Below are 17,005 nucleotides of genomic sequence, written 5' to 3'. Positions count from 1 at the left end.
CTCCCACAGTGTCCGCGGCGCACGCAGAACCTGTGGGAGCTGGCTTGCCAGCGATAGGGCCCTCAGCACCCACATCATCCAAACCACCGGGCCAACCCGCTCGGCGTCAACCCGGTCCACCTCTTGAACGACCTGCGGAAATTGGTCGTATCACTGAACCGCAGGTAGTTGCACACCTCTTCGTTGGTGTACCCCTTCATCTGGTACAGGTACAACGCCACGTGCCTTCGAACCAGGTCGAGTTGCTGCTGGAAGTGGGTGCCATGCTTGCTCAGCTTGCGCTTGAAGGTGGTGGGACTGATGCCGAAGGCGGCCGCTACGCGGTCGAGATTGATCGGCTCGTGGATATGCGCGTGCAGGTGATCGAACAACAGGTCGAGGAAGCTCGAACCACCGCCCAGCGCGGCCAGCTGCTCGAGGCACGCCTGTCGCGCCACCAGCCCCGGCGTGGCCGCCGCATTGGGCAGCGGTCGGTGGATATGCTGCCGTGGCAAGGAGAGCAGGGTGATCTGCGCATCGAAGCGCACCTCCTCACCGAGATACACCCAGTACTGCTCGATATGCCGCGGCTGGCTCCAGGCGCACTGGATACGCCACGGCAGATGCTCGCCCACCAGCCGCCGGCTCATCGCCAATACCGCGCTGAGACAGGCCTCGCCTAGAAACTGCGCCTGGTTGCCAGCGCCACACGCGTCCTGCCAGTAGAGGTGCAGGTAATGCTCTTCGAGCATCAACCGTGGTGTCAGCAACGGGCTGAGCAGCGCATGGAATTCGCAGAGGTGTTCCAGCGCCTGGTACAGGTCTCGGGCATGCAGCAGGGTCTGGCTGGCCTCGCCGTAGTGCCCGGGCAGCAGGCGCTGGCCGAACAGGAAGGCGCTGTCATCAGCATCCAGCAGGCGCCGGGCGTTGTCGATCAGGGTCAGGAACTGCTGCTGGCTGAAACGCGTGGTGCCTCGGCTGAGGTCCTCGTAGAACACCTCGCAGCCGCGCAGCAGACGATGGCTGTCGATGCCCCTGGACAGTGCCAGGTCGATCAGGGTGGCAGGCTGGTAGTGACCGACGATAAATCGCTGGTCGCGCTCGTAGCCGCTCATGCCGCGCCCCGCTGCGGTGCTTGCCGCCTGGCCTTGGCGATGCCGAGATTGACCCGCCTGAGCAGGCTTTCCACATCGTCGTCGTAGGCCATGGCTGCAGCCACGCTGGCGCGCAGTTGCAGGCGCTCGCCGTGGCGCAAGGTCTTGTAGGCGAAGCCGGCGACCGCCTGTTGCAGCTCCTGCGCCAGCCAGCGGGCCTGGGTTTCGCCGGTGTTGGGCATGACCACGACGAAGCGGTCGCCGGCCAGGCGGCAGAGCACGTCCTGCTGGCGCAGGTTGAGCACCAGCAACTGGGCCAGCATCTGCAACAGGTGATCGCCCTCGGCCTCGCCATGCACCAGGTTCACCGCGCTGAAATCATCGATGTCCAGCACCACCAGCGACAATGGCTGCTGCGCGCGTTCGGCCTGCTCCAGGGCCAGTTGCACGTGCTGGCGCAGGTACTGGGCGCCGCCCAGCGGGGTAAGCTTGTCGAACAGCAGGTGCTCGCGGAACAACCCCTCGCGCTTGCTCATCTGCGCGTTGATCGCCTGCTGCTCCTTGTGCAGGTGATAGATGCCGAAGGTCACCAGGAGCAGACCCACCGGCATCGGCGCGGTTTCCAGCCAGTTGTCCCAGACCGCGTCCGGGGCCAGGCGGATAAACTCGTCGAGCACATCCATCCACCAGGAAAAACACACGCAGGCCATGCCCACCGCGAGCAGGCGGCTGACCCGGCCAGCGGGGCGGCTGCGCATCAGCATTACCAGCCAGACCAGCCATATCAGCCCCGAGCCGCCTTCGCCGATCACGTCCATCCTGTTGATCTGCGCCCACGGCTTGACTTCGCCGAAGGCAAGGTACACCTGCAAGCCCAGGTTGGCGGCGACGGCCAGGCCGACAAAGGTCAGGGTGTGCAGCTTGAGCAGTGATTTCATCGAAGGTCTCCGCACCGGGTCCGTCCAGCGTGCCCGATCTGGGTCACAGGAGTGTTACAAGGATTTGCTGCGTGATGTGCAGGGCAACTGGCCCGGGCCTGCTTCACCGCTGCAGAAGCGTTCGACGGGCAGTTTCCCGGCCGGCTCGCTCAGGCGATTGCGGCCCTGCTTGTCGCGGTTCAGGTCGAAGGCGTCGTAGAGCGTGCCGCTGGCAGTGAAGCTGCGCACTTCAAGGCGCGTCGGCAGCACCTCGACGGTCTGGTACAGCTGGGTGTCCTCGGCGCTGCGGTCCGGCTGCCGGCGGGCGCGGTCGTTGAGGCCGTACATCTTCGAGCCGGCCACCGAAACCAGGTACACCGGGCCCTGGACCTTGCCGGCGGAGCGCGCCTTCTTCGCTGCGGCACGCCCGTTTTCATTGCTAAGGCGGCTGTAGCAGTGATCGTGCCCCTGCAGCACCAGGTCCACCTTGTAGCGCTCGAACAGCGGTTTCCACGCCGCCTTCAGCGGCCCGGTGTCTTCCGGGCGAGCGCAGGTGAACAGCGGCTGGTGGGTGACTACGATCTTCCAGCGTGCCTGGCTTTCCTTCAGGCGCTGTTCAAGCCACTGGCTCTGCCGGTCGAGGGTGCTCAGGTCGAGAGCGGCCGTGCCGTCGAGGACGATGAAGCGCACACCCTGGTAATCGATGAAATAGGTGGTGCTTTCCAGTCCCTTCACCCCGTTACCCGGCAGGGCGAACTGTTTCGCCCAGTGCGGGCCGAGCACGCGGCCTTCGCTGCCATCGGGGTTGAGGCTGTCCAGGTATTCGTGGTTGCCGGCGGCGACCACTTGCGGCACTGCGGCGTAGTGGAAGCCGCCGGCCTGGTTCCATTCGCCCCATTCGTCGTCGTGCACCAGGTCGTCGCGCTGCGAGGTGAGATCGCCCGCATGGACCACCAGCGCCGGGCTGGCGGTGGCGTGCAGGGCCTGGCGCACGCTGCGCGAGGCAATGGAGAGAATGTCGTTCTGGGTGTCGCCCAGGTAGATGAAGCGGAAGGGCTTGAAGCCCTGGGCGGCGGTACGCAACTGCAGCCATTCGCTCCAGCCTTCGGCGCCCTTGACCCGGTACACATAGGGGGTGTCCGGTTGCAGGCCGGTGAGACGTACCTGGTGATACCGGGCCGCACCGTTTTCCGTGTCCAGCGGTTGGCTGCTGCCTTCGACCAGGGTGGCGCGTTTTTCCAGTTGCGGGCCGTCCAGCGCCGGCGCCAGTTGCAGTTGGCTGCTGGTCTGGCGACTGTCGGTACGGAAGGTCACGGCCATTTCCCGGGCGGGATTGGCCCCGGGAGTCAGGACAATGCGGTCGGCCAGGCCCATGGCGGCATAGGGCGCGCCAGGGGAATGGGGCAGGGGTTCGGCGGCGGTGGCGCTGCCGATGCAGGCGGCGAGGGCGAGGGCCAGCAGGCTCGGGCGGTACATGGAGGATCCTTGATCGGTGGGTTCTGGCGGCCAAGGAAACAAAGGCAAATGACGCTTGGGTTACAGGGTGGGGGGTCTATTTGGACGCTGGGAGATGTGAAAAAAATGGTGGTTATTCCAGTGTTCTCAAGGGCCTCATCGCTGGCAAGCCAGCTCCCACAGGGGGCGCATGCACCGCTGAACCTGTGGGAGCTGGCTTGCCAGCGATGAGTCCAGTCCAGTCAACAGAGCACCAAAGGGGGTCATATCAGGCCAATTCCCCACGAAAACCACCCGAAAATGCCCCGATCCGGCCGCCCTGGACATTCCTGTCACAGATCTGCCACACACCCGCCCTAGCGTGCCCCTCAGTTTCCGCCCCGGTGTGGCGGACCGACTTCAGGGGAGCAATAACGTGGCAATCGTCAGATTCAAGATCAGCCTGCTCGGCATGGCCATCGCCGCCAGCCTGCCGGCCTTTGCCGAAGACAAGGTGGAGCACGTCAACGTTGTCGGCCAGGCCGCGAGCCTGGACCAGGCGCTGAAGGAGCAGAAGGCCTCGGACAGCATTCGCAGCGTGGTCCACGCCGACGCTGTCGGCCAGTTGCCCGACGATAACGCCGCCGAAGCCCTGCAGCGGATTCCCGGCCTGTCGGTCGAGCGCGACCAGGGCGAAGGGCGTTTCGTCAGCGTGCGTGGCATCGGCCCGGACCTGAACAGCGTGACCATCAACGGCACCCTGCTGCCGGCCCCGGAAGCCGACCGTCGCGCCGTGGCCCTGGACGTTCTGCCCACCGAACTGGTGCAGTCGCTGTCGGTGGTCAAGTCGCTGACCCCGGACATGGACGCCAACTCCCTCGGCGGTACGATCGAGGTGGAAAGCCTTTCGGCCTTCGATCATCCGGGCCTGTTCTATACCGCCAGCGGCGAAGCCAGCCATGACGAGAACACCAGCCAGACCAGCCCGAAATTCTCCGGCGCCTTCAGCAACAAATTCAGCCTCGGCGACGGTATCGATAACTTCGGGGTGGCCGCAGCGTTCAGTTGGCAGCAGCGCGATTTCGGTTCGGACAACGTCGAGACCGGCGGCGCCTGGGACTTCGATGGCGACCAGGCGCGCCTGGAAGAGGCCGAGCAGCGCGATTACAGCATCCGTCGCGAACGCACCGGCGCCGGGCTGAACTTCGACTATCGTCCGGACGATGTCTCCAGCTACTACCTGCGCACCCTCTACAGCCGCTTCAAGGACACCGAGACCCGCAACGCCGCCGGGGTCGAGTTCGAAGATCCGCAAGCCTCCGGCGAGCGCGGTGACGGCGAGGGCTGGCGCGCCCTGAAGTCCCGCGAGGACACCCAGGAAATCCAGTCCTATGTATTCGGCGGTGAACGCCTGATCGATGCCTGGACCCTCAGCGGCCAAGCCGGCTTCAGCCGGTCCAGCGAGAACGACCCGGGCGGTATCGCCAATGCCAGGTTCGAAGGCGACTTCAGCGGCATCGGCTTCGATGGCACGCGCAAACCACGCCTGGGCACGGGCGCTGACTTCTACGACGCGGACGCCTTCACCCTGGACAAGGTGGAATGGGAAAAAGCCAACTCCACCGACGAGGAAAAGAACGTGCGCCTGGATCTGGCCCGTGACTACGACCTGGCCGGCAATGCCTCCCAAGTGAAGTTCGGCGCCAAGGCCAGCCGCCGCGACAAACGCGCCGACACCGACGTCTGGGTCTATGACGATTTCGACGACGTGACCCTGGCGGGCTACCAGAGCGGCAAGGTCGATTACGCCCTTGGGAACTTCGGCAACGGCATCAGCGCCGGGGCGATCAAGGGCCTGATCGGCGGCATGGACCGCGATGCCTTCTACGACGAGGAAGAGTCGCGGATCAACGACTTCAGCATGCGCGAAGACATCAACGCCGCCTACCTGATGAACACCGTCGATATCGACGCCTGGCGCCTGATCGGCGGGGTGCGCTACGAGGGCACCGAATTCGAGGCCAAGGGCACCGGCCTGCGCGATGGCGTCTACAGCCCCAACGAAAGCCGCAAGCGCTACGACCACTGGCTCCCGGGCTTGCATGCACGCTACCAGTTCACCCCGCAGACCCAACTGCGTGCGGCCTGGACCAACACCGTGGTGCGCCCGACCTTCGGCCAGCTGGCGCCGGGCTTCATGATCGACGACAGCGAAGGCGAGGCCAGCTTCGGCAACCCGAACCTCAAGCCGCTGGAATCGATGAACCTCGACCTCGGCATCGAGCACTACATGGGACGTGCCGGCACCGTCTCGGCCTTCCTGTTCTACAAGGACATCGACAATTTCGTCTACAACACCGACCTGGCCGGGACCGGCGAGTGGGTCGACTTCGACGAGGCCAAGACCTATGCCAACGGCAGCAGCGCCAAGCTGTACGGCCTGGAACTGGCCTACTCGCAGAAACTCGACTGGCTGCCGGCGCCCTGGAACGGTTTGCTGCTGGGCGGCAACCTGACCCTGAGCAAGTCCCGCGCGGACATCGAAGGCCAGGGCCTGACCCGGCGCATCGACTTGCCGAACCAGTCCGACACCGTCGGCAACCTGACCCTGGGCTGGGAAGACGACAAGCTCAGCCTGCGCCTGGCGGCCAATTACAAGTCGAAATACCTGGCGGAAGTCGCCGCGGTGGACGACAAGGCCCACGACCTGTACTCGGACGACCAGCTGTTCGTCGACTTCAAGGCCGGTTACTTCCTCACCCCGAATCTGCAGCTCACCTTCGAGGCGCAGAACATCACCGACGAGTCCTACTACACCTACACCGGGCGCTCGCGCTTCAACTCGCAGTACGAGGAATACGGCCCGACCTACAAGGTCGGCCTGACCCTGACCCACTTCTGACCGCCAGCCGAGACCCGAACATGTTCAATGCAAGACCTTTCACCTTCGCCGGCGGCCTGCTGCTGTACCTGGCGCTGTCCCAGGCCGTGGCTGCAGCGCCGCTCCTGACCCTCGGCGAGCGCCTGCCCGGCAGTGTCGAGAATGCCCGACTGTTGGCCAGCGACGGCTTCTGGCCCGGTGCCGACCGTGTGGTCGCCGGCAAGCATGGCCTGCAACTGCTCAAGGCCGATGGCCAGGTGCTTAGCCAGCTGGATGGCCGCTACAAGGGCCTCGACCTGCGCAGCGGCCAGCACGCGTTGCTGGTCGCCAGCGTCGATACCAAGCGCCAGCAGGCTTTGCTGGTGCAACTGCACAGGGACACCGGCTGGAGCACGCCGCTGTACCTGCCCAAGCGCGATTTTCCCGTCGAGGGCCTGTGCCTGTATCGCGACAGCGCGCGCAACAGCTTCGTCTTCCTGATGGGCGCGGAGGGCGTGGGCGAGCAGTGGCTGGTGGCAACCGCGGATCAGCCGTTGAGCGAAGCCCGTCGCGTTCGTGGCCTGAGCCTGCCGCCGCTGAGCGAGCACTGCCAGGGCGACGATAGCGGCGACAGCCTGTTCGTCGATGAACAGAACGTGGGTTGGTGGCGCTATGGCGCGGCGGCCGAGGCGCCGCTGCAACGGCGCCCGGTGGACCTGCGCGCGCCGTTCGGCGCCATCGCCAAACGTGCCGCCGGCATGGCCGTGGTGCCCGGCGGCCTGCTGGCCCTCGACCCGCTGGCCGGAAACCTGCACCTGTACCGCCAGACCGGCGCCGGTTGGAAAGCCGAGGCGAGCCTGCCGCTGGCCGCTCTCAAGGAACCCGAGCAACTCAGCGTGCGCCGCGACGCCAAGGGCCTGGACCTGCTGATCGTCGATGACGAAGGCCAGCGTCGCGCCCGGCTCGATTGGGACCTGCCGCTGGCCAAGGTCGCCGCGCCGGTCCCGGTCTTGCCGGCCCGCATGCAGACCGAGCCGGTGCCGAGCTTCGGCGATGCGGCGGACGATCCGGCGATCTGGGTCAATGCCGCCAACCCGCAGCAGAGCCGGATCCTCGGCACCGACAAGAAGGGCGGGCTGCTGGTCTACGACCTCGCCGGCAAGCAGTTGCAGGACCTGCGCGCCGGCCGGCTCAACAACGTCGATGTGCGCAACGGCTTCAGGCTCGGCGAGCGCACGGTGGACCTGGCGGTGGCCAGCAACCGTGATCACAACAGCCTGCAGCTGTTCGCCATCGAGCCGCGAACCGGCGAAGTCAGCCCGTTGGGCGAGGTTTCCACCCCGCTCAAGGACATCTACGGCCTGTGCCTGTTCAAGGACGCCGGCGGAGCGATCCACGCCATCGTCAACGACAAGGACGGCAGCTTTTTGCAATACCGCCTCGGTGCGGCGCAAGGCCAGGTCCAGGGCGAGCTGGTGCGCCGCTTCGCCACCGCGACCCAGCCGGAAGGCTGCGTGGCCGACGACCGTGGCCAGCGCCTGTTCATCGGCGAGGAAGACAAGGCGGTCTGGACCCTGGATGCCCGCGCCGACGCCCCCACCACGCTTGAAAAAGTCATCGCCGTGGGCGGCGCGATCAAGGCGGATATCGAAGGCCTGGCCTTCTATCACGGCCAGAAGCGCGACTACCTGGTGATCTCCAGCCAGGGCAACGACCGCTACGTAGTGGTCGAGGCCGCAGCGCCGTATCGCCTGCGTGGTGCCTTCGCCATCGGCCTGAATGCCGAGCGCGGTATCGACGGTGCTTCGCAGACCGACGGCCTGGAAGTGACCTCGGCCAACCTCGGTGGGCCGTGGAGCCAGGGCCTGCTGGTGGTGCAGGACGGCCGCAAGCGCATGCCCGAAGGGCGGCAGAACTTCAAGGCGATTGCCTGGAGCCAGGTAGTGGAAGCGCTGCAGCTCGATTGAGCCGCTGTCATCAGCCGGCAATACCGGTGTCATCCAATTACACGACGCCCCGCCTGGCGCGGGGCCAAGGAGCAAGAACATGCACGCAAGCGAACCCATGAGCATCTGGGGCCTGGTCAGCGACGCCAGCCTGGTGGTGCAGGCAGTAATGGCCTGTCTGGTATTGGCCTCGCTGCTGAGCTGGTACCTGATCGTCCAGCGTGGCTGGAGCCTGGGCCGCAGCGAAAAGGCCTCGGACGGTTTCCTCCAGCGATTCCGCGCCAGCGGCGACCTGGCCCAGTTGTACCGCGAGAGCCAGGCGAACACTGCCGAAGGCGATGACCAGACGCCGTTGCAACGCCTGTTCGTCGACGGTTACCAGGCCTTCGCCCAGTTGCAGCGCCAGCCGCAGATCGAACACGGCGCCGTGCTCGAAGGCGTCGAGCGCAGCCTCCAGGTATCCCTCGCCGAGCAGGACGAGCGCCTCGACAAGGGCCTGGCCTTTCTCGCCACCGTGGGTTCGGTCAGCCCTTATATCGGCCTGTTCGGCACCGTGTGGGGCATCATGAATGCCTTCCTCGGCCTGTCCCAGGTCCAGCAGGCGACCCTCAACACCGTGGCCCCGGGCATCGCCGAAGCGCTGATCGCCACGGCTATCGGCCTGTTCGCGGCGATCCCGGCGGTCATGGCCTACAACCGCTTCAGCGCCCGCGGGCAGATGCTCAGTGCCCGCCAGTACGCCTTCGCCAATGAACTGCTGGCACGCCTGCACAAGCGTCTGCATTGCACCCCGAGCATGGCCGCAGTGGCCTGAGAAGGAGTTTCCGATGTTGCTCAAACCCCAGCGCAAGCACGCCGTGAAGGCGGAAATGAACGTGGTGCCCTACATCGACGTAATGCTGGTGCTGCTGGTGATCTTCATGGTCACCGCGCCGATGCTGGTGCAGGGCGTCAAGCTCGAACTGCCCAAGGTCGCCGCCCGGGCCATGCCCGCCGACAGCGAGCGGCAGGTGCTGACCCTGTCGGTGAAGGTCGATGGCGGCTTCTACTGGAATGTCGGGCCGGACCTCAAGCTCGACGGGCAAAGCGATAGCGCGGTCAGCCTCGAAGAGATGCGCGACAAGGTCGGGCGGATCATTGCCGAGCGCGGTGACACCCAGGTCTATGTGCGTGCCGACCAGGGCGCCGACTACGGGCGGGTGGTTGCCGGGATCGCCGAGTTGCAGCGCGGCGGGGTGAGCAACCTGGGCCTGATTACCGAGGAGCCTTGAGATGAATGCGATGAGTCTGCCGCTGCCCGCTGCGGGGCCTTTCGTCACGCTGCCGCAATGGCGCGTCAATGCCGGGGCCGCCGGGGTGGCGGTGGCTCTGCATGTGGTGTTGGCGGTGGCCTTGCTCGGGCATGGCTACACCCCGCGCTTGCCGGCTCCGGTGGTACCGGTGATCACTACGCAGTTGGTCAGCGTGGCGGTGCCTGAGCCGGTCGTCGAGCCTGTGGTTGCACCTGAGCCGCCTGCGCCTGCGCCGGCGGCGGTCGAGCCTGCACCGCCGGAAAGGGTGAAAGCCCCGGCGCCGGTGGTGTCGAGCGAGGCGGAGCTGGCGTTCAAGCGCGAGCAGCAGGAGCGGGTGGCGGAGCAGAAGCGCCAGCGTGAAGAGAGTCGTCAACGGGAAGAAAGCCGTCAACGGCAGGAGCAGCAGCGACAGGAACAATTGGCGCGGGAAGCAGCCGAGGCGCGGCTGGCTGAGCAGCGCCTGGCTGCCGAGCGCCGGGCGGCGGACGAGCGTGCCCGTGCCGCAGCGGCGGCGAGCAAGCAGTACCTGCCGATCACCAAGAAGGCTCCGGACTATCCGCAACGGGCGCTGGACAAGGGCATCCAGGGGGATTGCACGGTGAGCTATACCGTCGATACCCAAGGGCGGGTGCGTGATCCACAGGTGGTGGAGGGTTGTCATCCGTGGTTTGCCCAGCCGTCGTTGCAGGCGGCGCGGAGCTTTCGGTACCAGCCGAGGATCGTGGATGGTAAGGCGGTGGAAGTGCCCGGGATCAAGAACACCTTCCACTACAGCATCGAACAAGGCTCACGATAGAGGGTGTTGCTGATGGCCTCATCGCTGCATGGGTATCTAACATCTCTCGCCCAGGCTCGGATGATGGGGCAAGCCACGCTCCTACCTGAACCGCGCCCGCCATCGGCCGAGATGTGTAGATACCCATGCTCATCGCTGGCAAGCCAGCTCCTACAGGACTTGTGGGAGCTGGCTTGCCAGCGATGAGGGCCTCAAGGCAAGGTCGCAGGTCGCAGGTACTCAGGCTGCAAGGTGTTGAACCAGAACAGGATCATGCTCACCAGGATGGTCACCAGCACCAGCAAGCCGACGCCCCATACGGAAGCCGCATAGAGGAACCCCTTGTCCTGGTTCAACCGCATGAACTTCGGCAGGCCCACGAACAGCAGGTAGGTGGCATAGGCTCCGGCCACGATCAGCGCGGCCACCGCCAGCCAGCGGCTGGGATAGAGCCCGGTAATACCGGCCAGGAAGTAGGGCGTGGTGGTGTACGCGACGAAGCCGATGCATTGGTTCAGGGTTGGCCGCGCTTCGAAGGTTCGCGACATCCAGCGGATGAAGCCGCCCATGATCAGGGTGCCGAGGAGCATGGTAAGGTACAACAGCACCCCGAGTTGCAGTCCGCTGGCGACACTCACCCGTACCCGGTCGCCTTCGGCCAGGCTCCAGCCGGTCCAGGTGACCCCGATGAACAGGCAGATCGCCGGGAGCAGCGCCCAGAGCAGCAAGTGCGGGAGGTACTGACGCGGCTGCCGTTCTTCTTCGCTGCGGATGTCGACCCAGGCGTAGTCCGGGTGGGTGAGCAGTTTGACCAGGTGAGCTTTCATCGGAGCGATCTCCTGTACGCGATGAACATCTGGAAACGACGCAGGTTTGCGGTGTTCCTTTTTTGTCCGCTTCGGGCGCCGAATGGTCGTCAGCGTGCCGGTGGTCGTGTCCGGGGATCTTTTCGCCAAGCGCAGCGGTCGGTTCCTGCATCGCTCATCGACGGAGAACAACCATGGCCAACAGCAAGCACACCGGCGCCGCACCCGACCAGCAGATGCCCGGCGAAGTGGAACGGGATAACGACGCCCGCCGGCCAGATGAACCCGGACATGGCAATCGCGATTCCACCGCGCAGGAACATGCGAAAAGCCACAGCGGTGCCCCTGGAAAATCCTCGGGTTAAAAGGTTTTATTGATTGAAATGGTTATTTCGATATGCCACGAAAGTTCAAAGGAGTTGCTGAATTGTTCGCTGTGGCAGTAACTGTTAACCGGTCGTCAGTTATTCACGAATAATGACCGGGCTTGTTGGCGGAAACAATTCTGGGCGTTAGGCTCAGCAGGGTACTTAAATTAAAAACGGGCACAGGAGTGTGGTCATGAAATATCGCGGAAAGCATTATTGGGCCTGGGCCGAAGCACCTTTGATGAGCCGATCCCATGAAGAAGTGCTGGAAGGCGGCGAGACCGTCGATGTGCAGGTGCGCCTGTCCCGGGTAGGCGCAACCCAGCTGTTCATAGGCGTCTATTCTGCGGCCGGCGCACTGCTGGTCGAGGAAATCTACGATTCCCGCCCGGGTGAAACCATGACCCGGGCGATGAATTGGGGCGCGGCACGCGCGCGGCACCTGGCCGGTGTTTCGGTCGGCATGGGGATGGCCGCGGCTGTTTGAAGGGGCGTCATTAGTTAGCGCAACAGTTAATCGACTGACTGCTGCGCAATAAAATTTGAACCCGGATCCGCCGGTGATGACCCAACTTTGAAACAGCCCTGTTTCAGGAGAATCATCATGTCGGATCCGGTCAGCTATTTCTGGATCGCTGTTGCGGTCATCATCATCCTGGTGGACCTCTGGGCCATCGTCAGTATCTTCCGAAGCGACAAGCCGGACGGGGTCAAGGTGGCCTGGTTCGTCGGTATCGTGTTGTTCCCGGTGCTCGGGTTGATTGTCTGGGGCATCTGGGGGCCACGCGGGATCAAGGCCGGTACCGGGCCAAGTTCGCCGGAGCACAGCAAGGGTTGAACGGGGTGAGCGACTGATCTGCATCCAACTGTCCACCCAGCAACAGCAGCCCAACATTTTGCTGGCCGACCAGCCGGTAGAAGTGTTGGGCTTCTAATTCAAGCCATTGAAAATAAAGGTTTTTATCTGTTGGCATGGGATGTGCGATAGCCCCTTGGTCATCGCATTCCAGGATTCAACCTCCCATGTCCACACCTGCCGTTTCCGCCCACTACGACATCCGTCAACCGGACGCCCATATCATCCGCGACGATGCCGAAGCGATCGCTGTTGCCCACCGTATCGCCGCGTTGCTGCGCGAAGGTGCCGCCGAGCGCGACCGCCAGCGCCGGGTGCCGGCCGATGTGGTCGATGCCTTTTCCAACAGCGGCCTGTGGGGCATTACCGTGCCCCGTGCCTACGGGGGCGCCGAGGTGTCTTTCGCCACGCTGGCCCGGGTGATCGCCATCGTTTCCGCCGCCGACCCGTCCCTCGGCCAGATCCCGCAGAACCACTACTGCCTGCTGGAGGACATCCGCCTGCAAGGCACCGAGGAGCAGAAGCGCTTCTTCTTCGACCTGGTGCTCAAGGGTCATCGCTTTGCCAACGCCTTGTCGGAGACCGGCGGCAAGACCGTGACCGACATCCGCACCCGCCTGGTCGCAGAGGGCGAGGGCTATCGCATCGACGGGCGCAAGGGTTACTGCACCGGCTCGCTCTACGCCCACTGGATCGGCGTGCTGGCCCTGGACGAACAGGACCGTGCGCAACTGGCCTTCGTCGAGCGCGGCACGCCGGGCCTGGTGGTGGTCGATGACTGGGACAGCATCGGCCAGCGCACCACCTCCAGCGGCACCGTCATCGCCGATGGCCTGCGCGTCCCGGCCTTCAATCTGTTTCCCAGCTACCGCTCCTATGAAGTGCCGACCCTGGCCGGACCTTTCGCCCAACTGACCACCGCCGCCATCGACGCAGGTATCGGCCGCGCCGCACTGGACGACACCATCGCCTTCGTTCGCGAGCATGCGCGGCCCTGGGTGGACGCCGGGGTCGAAAAGGCCGGCGATGATCCGCTGACCATCATCCAGGTCGGCTCGCTGGAAATCCGCCAGGAAGCCGCCGAGGCCCTGCTCGAGCGCGCCGGCTGGGTGCTCGACGCGGCCAAGCCGGCTCCAGACGAAGACAACGTGGCCGCCGCTTCGGTGGCCGTTGCCAAGGCCAAGGTGCTGACCACCGAAGCCGCCATCGAGGCGACCAACCGCCTGTTCGAACTGGGCGGCACCCGATCCTCCCTGGCCCGGCACAACTTCGACCGGCACTGGCGCAATGCCCGGGTGCATACCCTGCATGACCCGGTGCGCTGGAAATATCACCTGGTCGGCAACTGGGCGCTGAACGGCATCAAGCCGGCGCGGCATGACTGGAACTAGGGGCCGGCCATGAGCAAGCAGATCCGTCTCAATGCCTTCGCCATGAATACCGTCGGCCATCTGTCCCCGGGCCTGTGGCGCCATCCCCGCGACCAGTCGCGGCGCTACACCGACATTCATTATTGGGTGGAACTGGCCAGGACCCTGGAGCGTGGATGCATCGATGGTCTGTTCATCGCCGATGTACTGGGGGTCTATGACGTTTACGGCGGCAATGCCGACGCGGCCCTGAGCAGCGGCGCCCAGGTGCCGGTCAACGATCCGCTGCAACTGGTCCCGGCCATGGCGGCGGCCACCGAGCACCTGGGCTTCGGGGTGACCGCCTCGGTGTCCTTCGAGCATCCGTTTCCCTTCGCCCGGCGCATGTCCACCCTCGATCACCTGACCAAGGGCCGCGCGGGCTGGAACATTGTTACCTCCTACCTGAGCAGCGGTGCGCGCAGTCTTGGCCAGCGCGAACAACTGTCCCATGACCAGCGCTATGCCCTGGCCGAGGAATACCTGCAGGTTTGCTACAAGCTGTGGGAAAACAGTTGGGAGGAAGACGCGGTCCGCGCCGACCGCGACAGCGGGGTGTATGCCGATCCGGCGAAAGTGCACGGCATCGAACATGAGGGCACCTACTTCAAGGTTCCCGGCTTCCACCTCAGCGAGCCGTCGCCGCAGCGTACCCCGGTACTCTACCAGGCCGGCGCTTCAAGCCGGGGCCGGGCCTTTGCCGCAGCCAACGCCGAATGCGTGTTCGTTGCAGCACCGAGCAAGGCGGTGCTGAAGAAGCAGGTCGCCGACTTCCGTGCCGCAGCCGTGGCTGCCGGACGCGCGGCCGAGGATATCGTCATCCTTGAACAGTTGACGGTGATCGTCGCCGAGACCGACGAGGCGGCCCTGGCGCGCTTGCGCGAGTACCGCGAGTACGCCAGCGCGACCGGGGCGCTGACCCTGATGTCGGGCTGGACCGGGATCGATTTCTCCCGCTACGCACCAGAGCAGATCCTCAAGGAAGTACCCAGCGATGCCATCCAGTCGGCGGTCGAGGCCTTTACCCGGGCCGACCCGACGCGCACCTGGACCACCGCCGAAATCGCCGACTACTGCGCCATCGGTGGCGACGGTCCGGTGCTGGTCGGTTCGGCCCGGACGGTGGCCGACCAGTTGCAGGAATGGGTCGAGGAAACCGGCGTGGACGGCTTCAACCTGGCCAGCGTGGTCGCCCCGGAAACCTTTGTCGCCGTGGTCGACCTGCTGGTGCCGGAGTTGCAGGCCCGTGGTCTGTTCAAGCGTGAGTACAGCGAGGGCACCTTGCGCCACAAGCTGTTCGGCCAGGGCGACCGCCTGCGCGCGCCGCATCCCGTAGCGGCATTGCGCCGGGAGCGCGGGCAATGAACGAGTTGCTGGTCAACCTGAACTGGAGCGAAGTCGGCCAGGCCAGCCTGGAAACCCTGAGCATGCTGGCCGCTGCCCTGGGGTTTACCGTGCTGCTGGGCCTGCCCCTGGGTGTGCTGCTGTACCTCACTGGGCAGCGCCAGTTGCTCGCCAGCCCCGGCCTTTACCGGGTGATGTCGCTGGTGGTCAACGTGCTGCGCTCGCTGCCTTTCATCATCCTGCTGATCGTGCTGATCCCGGTCACCACCTTGTTGACCGGTACCTCGCTGGGCGTGCGCGGCACCATTCCGCCGCTGGTGGTGGGCTGCACCCCGTTCTTCGCGCGGCTGGTGGAAACCGCCCTGCGCGAGGTCGACCGCGGCCTGGTGGAAGCCAGCCAGGCCATGGGCGGCAGCACCTGGCAAATCATCCGCTACACCCTGTTGCCGGAGTCACGCACCGGACTGATCGCGGCGGTCACGGTGACGGCCATTGTCCTGGTCGATTACACCGCCATGGCCGGGGTGATCGGTGGCGGCGGACTGGGCGACCTGGCGATCCGCTTCGGCTACCAGCGGTTCCAGACCGATGTGATGGTGGTCACCGTGCTGCTACTGATCCTGCTGGTGCAGGCCCTGCAGATGAGCGGCGACCGCCTGGTGCGGCACTTTACCCGACGTTGAAACCCGTTTTTTTACAGTCCATTGGAGTCAGAACCATGTTCAAGCAGTCCCTGGCGGTCCTGGCCGCCGCACTCATCAGTTTCTCGGCACATGCCAATGAAAGGCTCACCGTCGGTGCCACCCCGGTGCCGCACGCGGAGATTCTCGAATTCGTCAAGCCGGTGCTGGCCAAGGAAGGCGTTGACCTGGATATCAAGGTGTTCACCGACTTTATCCAGCCCAACCTGCAACTGGCGCAGAAGAACCTCGACGCCAACTACTACCAGTACCGGCCGTTCCTCGATGATTTCAACAAGACCCGTCACACCGACCTGGTGCCGGTGGTGGGCGTGCATATCGAGCCCTTCGGTGCCTACTCGACCAGGATCAAGGACCTCAAGGACCTGCCCGACGGCGCCAGCGTCGCCATTCCCAACGACCCGGTGAATACCGGTCGGGCCCTGGTGCTGCTGCACGAGGCCGGGTTGATCAAGCTCAAGGACCCGAGCAACACCCTGGCCACCCAGCGCGATATCGTCGAGAACCCGAAGAAGCTGAAGATCCGTGAACTGGAAGGCGCGCTGCTGGCGCGAGCGGTGAACCAGGTGGACCTGGCCTTCGTGTTCGCCAACTACGCGCTGGAGGCCGGAATCGACACCAGCAGTGCGCTGATCGTCGAGAAGGGCAAGGACCTGTACGTCGAGTACCTGGTCGCGCGGCCGGACAATATCCAGGACCCGGGCATCCAGAAGCTGGCCAAGGCGTTGAACACGCCCGAGGTCAGGCAGTTCATCCTGACCCGGTACAAGGGGCAGATCGCGCCGGGGTTCTGAGCCTGGATCTTCATCTGCCTCGAGGGCCTCATCGCTGGCAAGCCAGCTCCCACAGGGACCTTGTGGGAGCTGGCTTGCCAGCGATTGGCACTCAGCAACAACACAACAATCCCGGACCCGCCCCATGACCAGCTTCCCCCCGGAAACCCTCACCACCCATCTGCACCTCCAGGGCATCGGCAAGCGCTACGGCAACCTTACCGCCCTGGCCGATATCGACCTGCATATCCAGCGTGGCGAGATCTTCGGCATCATTGGCCGCAGCGGCGCCGGCAAGTCCTCGTTGCTGCGCCTGATCAACCGCCTGGAAACCCCCAGCGCCGGCCAGGTCCTGATCAACGGCCAGGACATTGCCCGGCTGGGCAGCGCCGAACTGCGTCCGCTGCGCCGCCAGGTCGCGATGATCTTCCAGCACTTCAACCTGCTGTCC

The 17,005-nt window shown here is 64.9% G+C and carries 17 protein-coding genes; 13 read left to right on the top strand and 4 right to left on the bottom strand.

The genetic code is table 11. From position 1 onward, the window contains the following. Nucleotides 1-74 precede the first annotated feature (74 nt). Genes N7650_RS23625 through N7650_RS23615 form a run of 3 tightly spaced genes read right to left on the bottom strand, consistent with a single transcriptional unit; the run spans nt 75 to nt 3,466 of the window. Nucleotides 75-1,094 carry an AraC family transcriptional regulator ligand-binding domain-containing protein gene (locus tag N7650_RS23625; protein WP_009400893.1) on the bottom strand — a complete coding sequence of 340 codons (1,020 nt, stop codon included), beginning with the start codon at nt 1,092-1,094 and terminating at the stop codon, nt 75-77. Next, complete coding sequence (locus N7650_RS23620) at nt 1,091-2,011, bottom strand: GGDEF domain-containing protein (protein WP_279900253.1); 921 nt, start codon at nt 2,009-2,011, stop codon at nt 1,091-1,093. The genes N7650_RS23625 and N7650_RS23620 overlap by 4 nt, the downstream gene beginning before the upstream one ends. 54 nt (nt 2,012-2,065) lie before the next feature. Beyond that, a complete protein-coding gene (locus tag N7650_RS23615) occupies nt 2,066-3,466 on the bottom strand; it encodes a metallophosphoesterase family protein (RefSeq protein ID WP_279900251.1) in 1,401 nt (466 codons plus the stop codon). Between the two features lie 430 nt (nt 3,467-3,896). Between N7650_RS23615 and N7650_RS23610 the strand changes: the two genes are divergently transcribed. The 5 genes from N7650_RS23610 (at nt 3,897) to N7650_RS23590 (ending at nt 10,318) form a co-directional block, all read left to right on the top strand. After that, on the top strand, nt 3,897-6,326 hold the full coding sequence (locus N7650_RS23610) for a TonB-dependent receptor (RefSeq protein ID WP_279900265.1): 2,430 nt from the start codon (nt 3,897-3,899) through the stop codon (nt 6,324-6,326). 20 nt (nt 6,327-6,346) lie between these two features. Beyond that, nucleotides 6,347-8,251, top strand: coding sequence for a phytase (locus tag N7650_RS23605; protein ID WP_279900250.1), 1,905 nt, complete (start codon nt 6,347-6,349; stop codon nt 8,249-8,251). A gap of 79 nt (nt 8,252-8,330) precedes the next feature. Further along, nucleotides 8,331-9,044, top strand: a complete 714-nt coding sequence (gene tolQ / locus N7650_RS23600) for a protein TolQ (protein WP_279900248.1) — start codon at nt 8,331-8,333, stop codon at nt 9,042-9,044. A 13-nt stretch (nt 9,045-9,057) separates the two neighbouring features. Continuing rightward, nucleotides 9,058-9,501 carry an ExbD/TolR family protein gene (locus tag N7650_RS23595; RefSeq protein WP_064304198.1) on the top strand — a complete coding sequence of 148 codons (444 nt, stop codon included), beginning with the start codon at nt 9,058-9,060 and terminating at the stop codon, nt 9,499-9,501. 1 nt (nt 9,502) lies between these two features. Continuing rightward, on the top strand, nt 9,503-10,318 hold the full coding sequence (locus N7650_RS23590; RefSeq protein WP_347815657.1) for an energy transducer TonB: 816 nt from the start codon (nt 9,503-9,505) through the stop codon (nt 10,316-10,318). Between the two features lie 191 nt (nt 10,319-10,509). Here the strand turns inward: N7650_RS23590 and N7650_RS23585 are convergent, their stop codons facing one another. Then, on the bottom strand, nt 10,510-11,124 hold the full coding sequence (locus N7650_RS23585; RefSeq protein WP_279900246.1) for a Yip1 family protein: 615 nt from the start codon (nt 11,122-11,124) through the stop codon (nt 10,510-10,512). 173 nt (nt 11,125-11,297) lie between these two features. Here N7650_RS23585 and N7650_RS23580 point away from each other — a divergent pair, with 173 nt between their 5' ends. From N7650_RS23580 to N7650_RS23545, 8 genes are all read left to right on the top strand, one after another. Beyond that, nucleotides 11,298-11,468: a hypothetical protein gene (locus tag N7650_RS23580; protein WP_279900245.1), complete on the top strand. Its 171-nt coding sequence runs from the start codon at nt 11,298-11,300 to the stop codon at nt 11,466-11,468. 196 nt (nt 11,469-11,664) lie between these two features. After that, nucleotides 11,665-11,958, top strand: a complete 294-nt coding sequence (locus tag N7650_RS23575) for a hypothetical protein (RefSeq protein WP_081263243.1) — start codon at nt 11,665-11,667, stop codon at nt 11,956-11,958. Nucleotides 11,959-12,075: 117 nt separating this feature from the next. After that, the gene (locus N7650_RS23570) at nt 12,076-12,309 is read left to right on the top strand and encodes a PLD nuclease N-terminal domain-containing protein (RefSeq protein ID WP_009400910.1); all 234 of its coding nucleotides are present in this window, start codon (nt 12,076-12,078) and stop codon (nt 12,307-12,309) included. Nucleotides 12,310-12,494: 185 nt separating this feature from the next. Beyond that, nucleotides 12,495-13,718 (top strand): SfnB family sulfur acquisition oxidoreductase, encoded by a 1,224-nt coding sequence (locus N7650_RS23565; protein ID WP_064304201.1) that lies wholly within the window; start codon nt 12,495-12,497, stop codon nt 13,716-13,718. 9 nt (nt 13,719-13,727) lie between these two features. Beyond that, on the top strand, nt 13,728-15,101 hold the full coding sequence (locus tag N7650_RS23560) for an LLM class flavin-dependent oxidoreductase (RefSeq protein ID WP_279900241.1): 1,374 nt from the start codon (nt 13,728-13,730) through the stop codon (nt 15,099-15,101). After that, nucleotides 15,098-15,763 (top strand): methionine ABC transporter permease, encoded by a 666-nt coding sequence (locus N7650_RS23555; protein ID WP_009400913.1) that lies wholly within the window; start codon nt 15,098-15,100, stop codon nt 15,761-15,763. The genes N7650_RS23560 and N7650_RS23555 overlap by 4 nt, the downstream gene beginning before the upstream one ends. Nucleotides 15,764-15,798: 35 nt before the next feature. After that, the gene (locus N7650_RS23550; RefSeq protein ID WP_009400915.1) at nt 15,799-16,575 is read left to right on the top strand and encodes a MetQ/NlpA family ABC transporter substrate-binding protein; all 777 of its coding nucleotides are present in this window, start codon (nt 15,799-15,801) and stop codon (nt 16,573-16,575) included. Nucleotides 16,576-16,699: 124 nt separating this feature from the next. Continuing rightward, a partial coding sequence (locus tag N7650_RS23545) for an ATP-binding cassette domain-containing protein (protein WP_279900240.1) occupies nt 16,700-17,005 on the top strand: 306 nt, incomplete at its 3' end.

It is taken from the genome of Pseudomonas sp. GD04058 (genome assembly GCF_029836855.1).
Taxonomy (GTDB): Bacteria; Pseudomonadota; Gammaproteobacteria; order Pseudomonadales; family Pseudomonadaceae; genus Aquipseudomonas; species Aquipseudomonas bharatica.
This window is presented reverse-complemented; position numbering and strand designations above follow the sequence as displayed.